Source organism: Aeromonas sp. ASNIH8 (assembly GCF_002919855.1).
Classification (GTDB): domain Bacteria; phylum Pseudomonadota; class Gammaproteobacteria; order Enterobacterales; family Aeromonadaceae; genus Aeromonas; species Aeromonas caviae.
Window position 1 is genome coordinate 1 of the sequence record NZ_PQLN01000117.1, and the last position, 11,313, is coordinate 11,313.

The 11,313-nt window shown below is 61.8% G+C and carries 12 protein-coding genes; 11 read left to right on the plus strand and 1 reads right to left on the minus strand.

Annotation, left to right across the window (positions count from 1 at the left end; all coding sequences use genetic code 11):
* The 3 genes from C3418_RS20660 to C3418_RS20670 all read left to right on the plus strand — a co-directional run.
* Positions 1–832 (plus strand): RNA-guided endonuclease TnpB family protein (locus tag C3418_RS20660; RefSeq protein WP_103859183.1); only part of this gene is annotated, 832 nt, incomplete at its 5' end.
* A 16-nt stretch (positions 833–848) separates the two neighbouring features.
* Positions 849–1,853 carry a nucleoside hydrolase gene (locus C3418_RS20665; protein ID WP_370736853.1) on the plus strand — a complete coding sequence of 335 codons (1,005 nt, stop codon included), beginning with the start codon at positions 849–851 and terminating at the stop codon, positions 1,851–1,853.
* 95 nt (positions 1,854–1,948) lie between these two features.
* Positions 1,949–2,278 (plus strand): DUF3634 family protein, encoded by a 330-nt coding sequence (locus C3418_RS20670; RefSeq protein WP_039039207.1) that lies wholly within the window; start codon positions 1,949–1,951, stop codon positions 2,276–2,278.
* Positions 2,279–2,368: 90 nt separating this feature from the next.
* On the opposite strand, the gene C3418_RS20675 is transcribed toward C3418_RS20670, so the two are convergent.
* Positions 2,369–3,277 (minus strand): LysR family transcriptional regulator, encoded by a 909-nt coding sequence (locus C3418_RS20675; protein ID WP_052815582.1) that lies wholly within the window; start codon positions 3,275–3,277, stop codon positions 2,369–2,371.
* A gap of 102 nt (positions 3,278–3,379) precedes the next feature.
* On the opposite strand from C3418_RS20675, the gene C3418_RS24880 reads away from it, so the two are divergent.
* The 8 genes from C3418_RS24880 (at position 3,380) to C3418_RS20715 (ending at position 11,095) form a co-directional block, all read left to right on the plus strand.
* Positions 3,380–3,577 carry a carboxymuconolactone decarboxylase family protein gene (locus C3418_RS24880; RefSeq protein ID WP_223917181.1) on the plus strand — a complete coding sequence of 66 codons (198 nt, stop codon included), beginning with the start codon at positions 3,380–3,382 and terminating at the stop codon, positions 3,575–3,577.
* A gap of 623 nt (positions 3,578–4,200) precedes the next feature.
* Positions 4,201–5,289 (plus strand): cytochrome o ubiquinol oxidase subunit II, encoded by a 1,089-nt coding sequence (gene cyoA / locus C3418_RS20685; protein WP_080989980.1) that lies wholly within the window; start codon positions 4,201–4,203, stop codon positions 5,287–5,289.
* 3 nt (positions 5,290–5,292) lie between these two features.
* Entirely contained in the window at positions 5,293–7,269 is a 1,977-nt protein-coding gene (gene cyoB, locus C3418_RS20690) for a cytochrome o ubiquinol oxidase subunit I (RefSeq protein WP_041211612.1), read from the plus strand.
* Positions 7,190–7,885, plus strand: a complete 696-nt coding sequence (locus C3418_RS20695) for a cytochrome o ubiquinol oxidase subunit III (RefSeq protein ID WP_080989981.1) — start codon at positions 7,190–7,192, stop codon at positions 7,883–7,885. The genes cyoB and C3418_RS20695 overlap by 80 nt, the downstream gene beginning before the upstream one ends.
* Entirely contained in the window at positions 7,886–8,215 is a 330-nt protein-coding gene (locus C3418_RS20700) for a cytochrome o ubiquinol oxidase subunit IV (RefSeq protein WP_010673684.1), read from the plus strand.
* Positions 8,216–8,223: 8 nt separating this feature from the next.
* Positions 8,224–9,117, plus strand: a complete 894-nt coding sequence (cyoE, locus tag C3418_RS20705) for a heme o synthase (protein WP_010673685.1) — start codon at positions 8,224–8,226, stop codon at positions 9,115–9,117.
* 164 nt (positions 9,118–9,281) lie between these two features.
* Entirely contained in the window at positions 9,282–10,643 is a 1,362-nt protein-coding gene (locus C3418_RS20710) for an MFS transporter (protein WP_052815585.1), read from the plus strand.
* A gap of 83 nt (positions 10,644–10,726) precedes the next feature.
* On the plus strand, positions 10,727–11,095 hold the full coding sequence (locus C3418_RS20715) for a DUF1428 domain-containing protein (protein WP_010673687.1): 369 nt from the start codon (positions 10,727–10,729) through the stop codon (positions 11,093–11,095).
* The last annotated feature ends 218 nt before the right edge of the window (positions 11,096–11,313 follow it).

Below are 11,313 nucleotides of genomic sequence, written 5' to 3' on the forward strand. Positions count from 1 at the left end.
GCTGCCTGCCGGGCTGGCGTGGGTCAAGTTCCGTCAGTCCCAGCCAGTTGAAGGGAAAATTAAAAACGCGACCGTCAGCCAAGCAGCCGGGCACTGGTATATCTCCTTTCAGGTCGAGCAGGAGACGTCCGAGCCAATTCACCCCTCCGGCTCAATGGTCGGGCTGGATGCGGGGATCGCCAAGCTCGCAACCCTGTCAGACGGCACGGTGTTTGAGCCCGTCAACAGCTTCAAAACCAATCAGACCAAGCTGGCAAGGCTCCAACGCCAGTTGAGCAAAAAGGTAAAGTTCAGCAGCAACTGGAAGAAACAAAAAGCCAAGATCCAGCGGCTGCATTCACATATCGCCAATAGCCGCCGCGATTACCTTCACAAGGTCACAACGACTATCAGCAAAAACCACGCGATGATCGTCATTGAGGATTTGAAGGTTGCCAGCATGTCAAAATCAGCAGCGGGCACGACCAGCCAGCCGGGGCGCAACGTCCGGGCAAAATCAGGGCTGAATCGTTCGATATTAGATCAGGGCTGGTTTGAGCTGCGCCGCCAGCTCGAATATAAGCAGGCATGGCGAGGCGGTCAGGTGTTGGCGATAAACCCGGCCTACACGAGCCAGCAGTGCGCCTGTTGTGGGCATACTGCGAAGGATAACCGCCAGACGCAAAGCCAGTTTAAATGCGCTGCGTGTGGTTATGAGGCGAACGCCGATGTGAACGGCGCTCGCAATATTTTAGCGGCGGGACACGCCGTTTTAGCCTGTGGAGGCGTGGTGCAATCAGGCCGCCCGATGAAGCAGGAACCCGGTACTGTGCGAGCAGCTATCACCCAGTAATGGGAATCCCCCTCCTGTGACGCGAAGCGCTAAGGTGGGGGAGGATGTCAAGACCCACAAGATCATTCTGGATACCGATCCCGGCATCGACGATGCCATGGCCATTCTGTTTGCCGAGGCGCACCCTGCCATCGAATTGCTCGCCATCACCACGGTGTTTGGCAATGCCACCATCGAAAATGGCACCCGCAACGCCCTCTGGCTCAAGCAAAAATATGGCATGAAGGCGGACGTGGCCCGGGGCGCCGCCGCGCCGCTGCTGCGCGAGCCCGTGGGGCCGACGACGGTGGTGCACGGCCCGAGCGGCTTTGGCGACGTCCAGGCGGGGGAGGTGACCCTCATCCCGGATCCCCGCCCGGCCTGGCAATACATCGTCGAGACGGTGAAGGCCCATCCCGGCGAGATCACCCTGGTGACCATCGGTCCCCTCACCAACCTGGCGCTGGCGCTCGAGGCGGCCCCCGAAGTAGCCGCCCTGGTGAAAGAAGTGGTCGTGATGGGCGGTGCCTTTGGCGTCAACGGCCATCGCGGCAACGTGACCCCCTATGCCGAGGCCAATATCCACGACGATCCCGATGCGGCGGACCGGGTCTTCACCGCCCCCTGGCCCCTGGTGATCATCGGGCTCGACGTCACCCAGCAGAGCATCTTCACCGCCGACTATCTGGATGCCCTGCGGGACGATGCGGGGGAGCCGGGCCGCTTCCTGTGGGATGTCAGCCGCTTCTACCTGCGCTTCTATTCCGAGCGCATCGGCATGGCGGGGTGCCATGTGCACGATCCCTCCGCCATCGCCTATGTGATCGATCCTGCGCTGTTCACCCTGCGCAAGGGGCCGGTGCGGGTCATCACCGAGGGGCCCGCCATCGGCCATACCCTGCAAAAATTTGACGACACCCGCCATCCCCATGACGAGTGGGCCGACTGCCCGGCCCAGCAGGTCGGGGTCGCGGTGCGGGATCAGGCCTTGCTCGCCCTCTATCGGGATACCCTGGTGGCCTGGGGCAAGGGGCGCCGATAAGGCCCGGCAGTGAGTGAAAGCGTGATGGCGGCCGGGTCATGGTGAGGCGCCCCCGGTTATACTGGCGAATATCGGGTTGACGGGAGGAAGACGCAATGGCCTGGTTGTCTCTGTTGGTGGCGATAGCCCTGATCGGGTGGTTGATGACGCTGGGGCGCGGCGCCCTTTTCGAGGTCCGGCTCGCGCCGGGCAAGGTGGTGGTGAAGCGGGGCTCGGTGCCGCCGCGCTTTGTGACCCAGGCGACCCAGATCCTGCACCATGAGCCGGTGCGCGGACGCATCCTGGGCCTGCGGGACGGCAACGGGGTGAGGCTGGTCTTCTCCCGCTCCATCCCCGAGCCCGTGGCCCAGCGCCTGCGCAACATCTTCCCCTACGGGGATTACCGGGGGCTCTCCCCAAGCCCTGACGGGCGAAAATCACGCTGAGCGGTCGCCGTGGCGACCCTCATTTCCAGACGCCGGGCCCTGTGCCCGGCGTCTGCGTTTTCAGCGTTTCGCCAGGAGGCTCTGTTGCGGTCAGCGCGGCCCTTGCAGGGGCCTGATCGCCTCGACCAGAAAGTCGATGAAGGCGCGGGTCTGGGGTTTGAGGAAGCGGCCGCCACGAAACACCGCGTGGATCTCGTCCTGGCGATCCTCGTAGGGGGAGGCGAGCCACTCTGGCAGCAGCGGCAGCAGGGTGCCCTCGTCGATGCCTTGCTGCACCATCCAACTCGACAGCAGCAGCACGCCGGACCCCGCGAGGGCGGCGCAGAGCAGGGGCGTGCCCCCGACCGAGGCGAGGTTGCCCTGCACCGCCACCTTCTCGCGCTCCGTGCCCTGCTGGAAGTACCAGTGCTGGCGTTGGCGCCCATGGCCGCGAATGAGGCAGTTGTGGTGGGCCAGCTCGGCGGGATGGGCGGGTTCGCCATGGCGGGCCAGATAGGCGGGGGAGGTGACCAGCAGCGAGCGGTTGGTGAGCAGATGACGAGTGTGCAGGCTGCTGTCGGCGGGCTTGCCGATGCGCACCGCCACGTCCACGTTCTCGGCATCGAGATCCACCATGCGGTTGTCCAGCGCAGCCTCCAGGCGCACCCCGGGGTAGCGGGCGAGGAAGTCGGGCAGGCGGGGAGAGAGCCAGGACGCGCCGAAGCTCTCGAACACCGAGACCCGCAGCGGCCCCTCTGGCGCCACCGAGAGGGGTTGCAGGGATTGCACCAGCTGATCCGCCTCCTCCAGCAGGGGCAGGGAGCGGGCGAGAAAATAGGCGCCCTGCTCGGTCAGCACCAGTTGGCGGGTGCTGCGCTTGAAGAGCGGGATCCCGAGCTGCTGCTCCAGGGCGTCGATGGCACGGGTCACGGAGGAGGGGGCCTGGTTGAGGGCGCGGGCGGCACGGGAGAAACTGCCCGATTCCACCACCTGGGCCAGGATGCGGATGCGATCCAGCATGGATTAACCTTTGCGATAAACGCAAAACTGTTGCAGGTTATGACGATATTCTAATCAAAAATGAAAAAGTGAACAATCAGCTCACCGCCCCATCCGGGGTCCATGATCAACGGCTGCGCCTACTGCATCGAGATGCACTCCGACGTGGCGATGAAGCACGGGGAGAGCGCCCAGCGTCTGCTGGCGCTGGCCGCCTGGCAGGAGTCGCCGCTGTTCGACGCCCGGGAGCGGGCGGTGCTGGCCCTGACCGACGAGGTGACCCTGATCGCCGACAAGGGGCTCACGGTGCAGACCTATTAGGCGGCGCTGGCCCAACTGGGGGAAACCCTGCTAGCCCAGTGTCTGATGCAGGTGGTCACCATCAACGCCTGGAACCGGATCGCCGTGGCGACCCGGATGGAACACGATCACTCCTGACTCCGACTCCGAGTGAGGGAGAGAAAACGATTGTCAACGGACCCGCACAAGGGCCCGTTTTGTTACGAAGTGTGCCTTCTGGCGCCAGGGGTTGCGACCGTTGTCGGGGGACGGGAAGTTAATCACACATTCGTTTGATTAATTATTTTTTTAATCTTCCCCGAAAAATACCCATCCAGATCAAGGTGTGGAGAAATGACCTGTGAGTCGAAAAGGGGCTGTATGGCTCTTTTTTGATCGCAATGGCGGGTTAAAAACAGACCAGATGGATCTTTTTGGTTAATTGGTGGTCACTTTTGGTGGCGCGAAAGATTAACGGAAGATGAATTGCCGCGGTGTAACTTGAATAAATTGGTCATTGTCAAGGGATTAACATCTGATACCGCTTTCCATCACCTTTTGAACATTTTTGGGATTAATTTTTCATGTTGTTCACATGCTGGTCTGATGCAATAAAATGCTGCATTTTTTTATACCAATAAGCCTTCAAAAGATGAGGACATTGCATGAGACTCTTTGATGTGAAGAGGGGCTTGGGCGCTTTGCTGCTGCTCGCGACCGCCAGCTTGCTGAGTGGCTGCGACATGGCACTGATGAGCCCCAAGGGGCAGGTCGGTGTGGAGCAGAAGTCACTGATACTCACCGCACTCGGCTTGATGCTGATCGTGGTGGTGCCCGTGATTGTCATGGCGGTGGCGTTCGCCTACAAATACCGGGCGTCCAACACAAGTGCCACCTATGCGCCGGACTGGGCCCACTCCAACAAGATTGAGGCAGTCGTCTGGACTGTACCCGTCATCATCATCGTCATCCTGGCGGTGATCACCTGGAAAACTTCCCACTCCCTCGACCCCTACAAGCCGCTAGAATCGGACGTCAAACCGGTTCAGGTGGATGTCATTTCCCTGGACTGGAAGTGGTTGTTCGTCTATCCGGAGCTGGGCATTGCGTCGGTCAACGAGCTGGCCTTCCCGGTCAACACCCCGGTCAACTTCCGGGTGACCTCCGACACCGTGATGAACTCCTTCTTCATCCCGCAACTGGGCGGCCAGATCTACGCCATGGCCGGCATGCAGACCAAGCTGCACCTGATTGCCAACGAAGCGGGCGAGTACAAGGGCATCTCCGGCGGTTACAGCGGTGCCGGTTTCTCCGGCATGAAGTTCAAGGTCATCGCGACCCAGGACCAAGCCGGTTTCGACGCCTGGGTAGCCAAGGTGAAGGCCTCTTCCAAGGCCCTGAGCACCATGGATGAGTTCAATGCCCTGGCCAAGAAGAGCGAAAACCACCCGGTGGAGTACTTCGCCAGCGCCGATCCCAAGCTGTTCGTCAACATCATCAACAAGTTCATGGGCGGCATGTCCCATGGTGGTCACGCCACCCCGGCTGCGGGCTCCGCGGATCACGAGGGCATGAACCACGAGGCCATGAACCATGACGCCGCCCCGAAAGCGGGTGCCATGGACCACGAAGGGATGAACCATGAGGCCTCGCAAGAGGACGCCATGGAGAACCAGGCCATGAACCATGACGCCCATGCCGGACACATGGCCATGTCGGCCGACAAGAGTGTGAAAGCAGGATCCGAGGAATAATCGATGTTTGGAAAATTGACACTCGAGGCTATTCCGTACCATGAACCCATCATCATGGTCACGATAGCCGGTATCATTCTGGGGGGCCTGGCCATCGCCGGTCTCATCACTTACTACGGCAAGTGGCAATACCTGTGGAAAGAGTGGCTGACCTCGGTCGACCACAAACGCCTCGGTATCATGTATCTCATTCTGGGCATGGTCATGCTGCTGCGTGGCTTTGCCGACGCCGTGCTGATGCGTGGCCAGCAGGTCATCGCCTCCGGGGGTGGCGAAGGCTACCTGAACGCCCATCACTACGACCAGATTTTCACCGCCCACGGCGTCATCATGATCTTCTTCGTGGCCATGCCGCTGGTGATCGGTCTGATGAACATCGTGGTGCCGCTGCAAATCGGTGCCCGTGACGTGGCCTTCCCCTTCCTGAACAACCTGAGCTTCTGGTTCACCGCCGCGGCCGTGGTGCTGATCAACGTCTCCCTCGGGGTCGGTGAATTCGCCCAGACCGGCTGGCTGGCCTATCCGCCCTTATCGGGGCTGGAGTTCAGTCCCGGGGTCGGGGTCGATTACTGGATATGGAGTCTGCAGATTTCGGGTCTGGGGACCCTGCTGACCGGCGTGAACTTCTTCGCCACCATCATCCGCATGCGTGCCCCTGGCATGACCATGATGCGCCTGCCGGTCTTCACCTGGACCGCCCTGTGTGCCAACATCCTGATCATCGCCTCCTTCCCGATCCTGACCGTCACCATCGCCCTGCTCACCGCAGACCGCTACCTGGGTACCCATTTCTTTACCAATGACATGGGTGGCAACATGATGATGTACATCAACCTGATCTGGGCCTGGGGTCACCCCGAGGTGTACATCCTGGTGCTGCCGGTGTTCGGGATCTTCTCCGAAGTGGTAGCGACCTTCTGCAAGAAGAAGCTGTTCGGTTACACCTCCCTGGTGTGGGCGACCGTGGCAATCACCGTGCTGTCGTTCATCGTCTGGCTGCACCACTTCTTCACCATGGGGTCCGGCGCCAACGTGAATGCCTTCTTCGGCATCACCACCATGATCATCTCCATCCCGACCGGGGTGAAGATCTTCAACTGGCTGTTCACCATGTACCGCGGTCGCATCGAGTTCACCTCGCCCATGCTGTGGACCGTCGGCTTCATCATCACCTTCACCGTGGGTGGCATGACCGGGGTACTGCTCTCCGTGCCGGCCGCCAACTTCGTGCTGCACAACAGCCTGTTCCTCATCGCCCACTTCCACAACGTCATCATCGGCGGCGTGGTGTTCGGCTGCTTCGCCGGTATCACCTACTGGTTCCCGAAAGCGTTCGGCTTCAAGCTGGATGACGTCTGGGGCAAGCGTGCCTTCTGGTGCTGGATCACCGGCTTCTTCGTGGCCTTCATGCCGCTCTACGTGCTGGGCTTCATGGGCATGACCCGTCGTGTCAGCCAGAACATCGATCCCGAGTTCCACGGCTGGCTGGTGGTCGCCGCCTGCGGTGCCGGTCTGATTGCCCTGGGCGTGCTGTGCCAGGTCATCCAGATCGTGGTCAGCATCCGCGACCGCGAGAAGAACCGCGACCTGACCGGCGATCCCTGGGGTGGCCGTACCCTGGAGTGGGCGACGTCCTCTCCGCCGCCGTTCTACAACTTCGCCATCGAGCCGAAGGTCACCGGTCTGGACGCCTTCTGGGAAGCCAAGGCTGACGGCAGCGCTTACAAGAAGCCTGCCCAGTATGCCCCCATCCACATGCCGAAGAACTCCGGTGCCGGTGTCATCATCGCCGCCTTCAGCGTGGTGTTCGGCTTTGCCATGATCTGGCACATCTGGTGGATGGCCATCGCCGGCTTCATCGGCATGATCGCCACCTGGATCATCCACAGCTTCAACGACGATGTGGACTACTACGTACAGGTTGACGAGATCGAGCGCATCGAAGGTCAGCATTTCGACAACATCAACAAGGTGGCTTAATTCCATGGCGACTGACGTACTACATCACTCTCACGGTGCTCATGAGGATGGGCACCACGATGCCGGTGCCACCAAGGTATTCGGTTTCTGGATCTACCTGATGAGTGACTGCATCCTGTTCGCGACCCTGTTCGCGACCTATGCGGTCCTGGTCAACGGCACTGCCGGCGGCCCCACCGGCAAGGACATCTTCGAACTGCCGTTCGTGTTCGCCGAAACCATGCTGCTGCTGCTGAGCTCCATCACCTTCGGGTTCGGCATGCTGGCCATGAACAAGAACAAGGTCGCGGCGGTCAACACCTGGCTGTTCGTCACCTTCCTGCTGGGGGCCGGCTTCATCGCGATGGAAATCTACGAATTCCATCACCTGATCGTGCACGAGGCGGGCCCGGATCGCAGCGGCTTCCTCTCTGCCTTCTTCACCCTGGTGGGGACCCACGGTATCCACGTGACCAGCGGCCTGCTCTGGATCATCGTGATGATGGTGTCGATCACCAAGAAGGGGCTGACCGAGCGCAACCGCACTCGCCTGATGTGCCTGAGCCTGTTCTGGCACTTCCTCGACGTGGTATGGATCTGCGTCTTCACCGTGGTCTATCTGATGGGGGTCATGTAAATGAGTCATTCCGTTGACAATCACGGCGCCAGCCACGGCAGCGTCAAGTCCTACATGATCGGCTTCGTGCTGTCACTCATCCTGACCGCCGTGCCGTTCTGGATGGTGATGGACGGCTCCGCCTCCCACGCCGTGGTGCTCGGCACCGTGGTGGCCATGGCGGTGGTGCAGATCTTCGTACACCTGGTCTACTTCCTGCACATGAACACCTCCTCCGAGGAGCGCTGGAACCTGGTGGCACTGGTCTTTACCGTGCTCATCATCGCCATCGTGGTCGTGGGTTCCCTGTGGATCATGTACAACCTCAACATCAACATGATGGTTCACTGAGCGGGTTGATGATGATGAAGCAATACCTGCAAGTGACCAAGCCGGGCATCATCTTCGGCAACCTCATCTCGGTTATCGGGGGATTCCTGCTGGCCTCGAAGGGGAGCCTGGATGTGCCCCTGTTCATCCTGACCATGGTGGGGGTGTCACTGGTGGTGGCCTCCGGTTGCGTGTTCAACAACTACATCGACCGGGACATCGACTGCATCATGGAGCGCACCAAGAACCGTGCCCTGGTGCGGGGGCTCATCGCCCCCGGTGTCTCCCTCTGGTATGCGACGGCGCTGGGCGTTGCGGGCATTGCACTGCTCTACTTTGCGGCCAATCCGTTGGCCGCCTTGCTGGCGGTGCTGGGCTTCCTGGTTTATGTGGGGGTCTACAGCCTCTACATGAAGCGCCACTCGGTCTATGGCACCCTGGTCGGCAGCCTCTCCGGCGCCGCGCCGCCGGTCATCGGCTACTGCGCGGTGAGCGGGCAGTTCGACTCGGGGGCACTGATCCTGCTGGCGATCTTCAGCCTGTGGCAGATGCCGCACTCCTATGCGATCGCCATCTTCCGCTTCAAGGACTACCAGGCTGCCAACATCCCGGTGCTGCCGGTGGTGAAGGGGATCCCGGTGGCCAAGCTCCACATCACCCTCTACATCCTGGCGTTCATGGTGCCGACCCTGATGCTGTTCCTCGGCGGCTACGCCGGGTACAAGTATCTGGTGGTGGCCACCGCGGTGAGCGTCTGGTGGCTGGGGATGGCGCTGTCGGGCTACAAAGCGGCGGTGGACGACTCCCTCTGGGCGCGCAAGCTGTTCATGTTCTCCATCGTCACCATTACTTGCCTGAGCGTGATGATGTCGGTGGACTTCCAGCCGGACGCAGCGCCGGTGCTGGTGAGCATGCTGCCCTGATAGTGTGAACTGCACCCCTGAAATGCATGAAATCCAGAGCCGGGAATCTTCCCGGCTCTGCTATTATGGGCGCCGCCCTGCGAGGGGCATCGCCGATTTTTCGGGGCGGCCGGGCGCCTGTCACCCCTTTCTTTCTCTCTTCTTTTTGACTCATCGAGGCCCTCATGAATGATTTCACCATGACGAGGGGCGAGCGACGCGCGACCTGGGCGCTCGGCTCCGTCTTTTCGCTGCGCATGCTCGGCATGTTTATGGTGCTGCCGGTGCTGACCACCTACGGCATGTCCCTGGCGGGCGCCTCCGAGGCGCTCATCGGGCTTGCCATCGGCATCTACGGCATGACCCAGGCCCTGTTCCAGATCCCCTTCGGCCTGCTCTCCGACAAGGTGGGGCGCAAGCCCCTCATCGTCGGCGGCCTGCTGATGTTTGCCCTTGGCAGCGTCATCGCCGCCCTGAGCGACGCCATCTGGGGGGTCATCGTCGGCCGTGCCCTGCAAGGGAGCGGCGCCATCTCCGCCGCCGTCATGGCGCTCCTGTCGGATCTCACCCGGGAGCAGAATCGCACCAAGGCGATGGCCTTCATCGGGGTGAGCTTTGGCATCACCTTCGCCATCGCCATGGTGACCGGCCCCCTCATCACCCATGCCCTGGGCTTGTCCGGCCTCTTCTGGCTCATCGCCCTGCTGGCCCTGGCCGCCATCGCCATGGTGCTCTGGGTGGTGCCGACCCCGGCGGCACACCTGCAAAATCGCGAGTCCGCCATGGTGCGAGGCAGCTTTCGTACCGTGCTCACCAACCCTCGCCTGCTCAAACTCAACCTCGGCATCCTCTGCGTCCACACCCTGCTGATGTCGAGCTTCGTGGCCCTGCCGCCCCTGCTGGAACGTGCGGGCCTGCCCCGTGACAGCCAGTGGCAGGCCTATCTGGTCACCATGCTGATCGCCTTCGTGAGCGTGGTGCCCTTCATCATCTATGCCGAGAAGCACCGCCAGATGAAGCGGGTCTTCATCGGGTGCGTGGTGGTGATGCTGGCCGCCGAGCTGGTGTTCTGGCAGAGCGGCCAGCAGCTGTGGGGCCTGCTCGCCGGGTTGCAGCTCTTCTTCATCGGCTTCAACGTGATGGAGGCGCTGCTGCCGTCTCTTATCAGCAAGGAGTCTCCGCCGGGCTACAAGGGCACCGCCATGGGGGTCTACTCCACCAGTCAGTTCCTCGGGGTCGCCATCGGCGGCAGTCTCGGCGGCCTGCTCTACAGCCTGGGGGGCGGCCCCCTGGTGTTTGGCGGTTGCGCCGCCCTGGCCCTCGCCTGGCTCGGGGTGAGCCTCACCATGGCCGAGCCCCCCTATGTGAGCAGCCTGCGCATCGTGCTGCCGGAAGGGGTCGAGGCCACCCCGGCCCTGGAGCAGCGGATCCGCGCCTGCGAGGGGGTAAGCGACGTGCTGCTGGTGCGCGAGGAACACTCCCTCTACGTGAAGGTGGACAGCAAGCGCCTGACCCGCAGCGATCTGGAGCGGCTGGTCTCGTTGTGATGGCTGGCTGCGCGGGGCGGCGCAGAGCGCGGGCTGATGGGCGGCTGCTATGCTGAGATCCTCACTCACTGGAGGAACCTCTGATGTCATACGTGGACGGATTCGTGCTCGCCGTGCCGACGGCCAACAAGCAGGCCCTGATCGATCATGCGGGGCAGTTTGACCCCATCTTCCTCGAATACGGCGCCACCCGGGTGCTGGAGTGCTGGGGGGACGACGTGCCCCACGGCAAGCAGACCGACTTTTATCGGGCGGTGGCGGCCAGGGAGGATGAAACCGTGGTCTTCTCCTGGGTGGAGTGGCCGAGCAAGGCGGTGCGGGACGACGCCATGGGCAAGATGATGCAGGACCCCAGGATGGACCCCGCCAATCCCCTGCACCAGACCATGCCGTTTGACGGCGCCCGCATGATCTTCGGAGGCTTCACCACCGTGCTGGAGCTCAAGGGCTGAGACCGGCCATCGGGGCTTCACCCTGGTGGCCGGAGCGCAAGGGCCGATAGCAACACCCAGGCCCGTCAGATGATGAAAAAGCCCGCCAGCCGGCGCAATGCTGTTCACTTAAGCGGAGCCGCATTGCGATTTACCGGAAAACGGGTCTTTGATATCTTCACCGCCCTGGGTCTCGATGGCCTGGGGCGTTTTTCTATGAACATGACGCCTATGCAGCC

Excerpts from the sequence above, each read along its gene's own strand:
- cyoA (WP_080989980.1), top strand. The coding sequence starts at position 4,201 with ATGAGACTCTTTGATGTGAAGAGGGGCTTGGGCGCTTTGCTGCTGCTC.
- C3418_RS24880 (WP_223917181.1), top strand. The coding sequence starts at position 3,380 with ATGATCAACGGCTGCGCCTACTGCATCGAGATGCACTCCGACGTGGCG.
- C3418_RS20675 (WP_052815582.1), bottom strand. The coding sequence starts at position 3,277 with ATGCTGGATCGCATCCGCATCCTGGCCCAGGTGGTGGAATCGGGCAGT.
- cyoE (WP_010673685.1), top strand. The coding sequence starts at position 8,224 with ATGATGATGAAGCAATACCTGCAAGTGACCAAGCCGGGCATCATCTTC.
- cyoB (WP_041211612.1), top strand. The coding sequence starts at position 5,293 with ATGTTTGGAAAATTGACACTCGAGGCTATTCCGTACCATGAACCCATC.
- C3418_RS20695 (WP_080989981.1), top strand. The coding sequence starts at position 7,190 with ATGTGGACTACTACGTACAGGTTGACGAGATCGAGCGCATCGAAGGTC.
- C3418_RS20715 (WP_010673687.1), top strand. The coding sequence starts at position 10,727 with ATGTCATACGTGGACGGATTCGTGCTCGCCGTGCCGACGGCCAACAAG.
- C3418_RS20710 (WP_052815585.1), top strand. The coding sequence starts at position 9,282 with ATGAATGATTTCACCATGACGAGGGGCGAGCGACGCGCGACCTGGGCG.
- C3418_RS20700 (WP_010673684.1), top strand. The coding sequence starts at position 7,886 with ATGAGTCATTCCGTTGACAATCACGGCGCCAGCCACGGCAGCGTCAAG.
- C3418_RS20670 (WP_039039207.1), top strand. The coding sequence starts at position 1,949 with ATGGCCTGGTTGTCTCTGTTGGTGGCGATAGCCCTGATCGGGTGGTTG.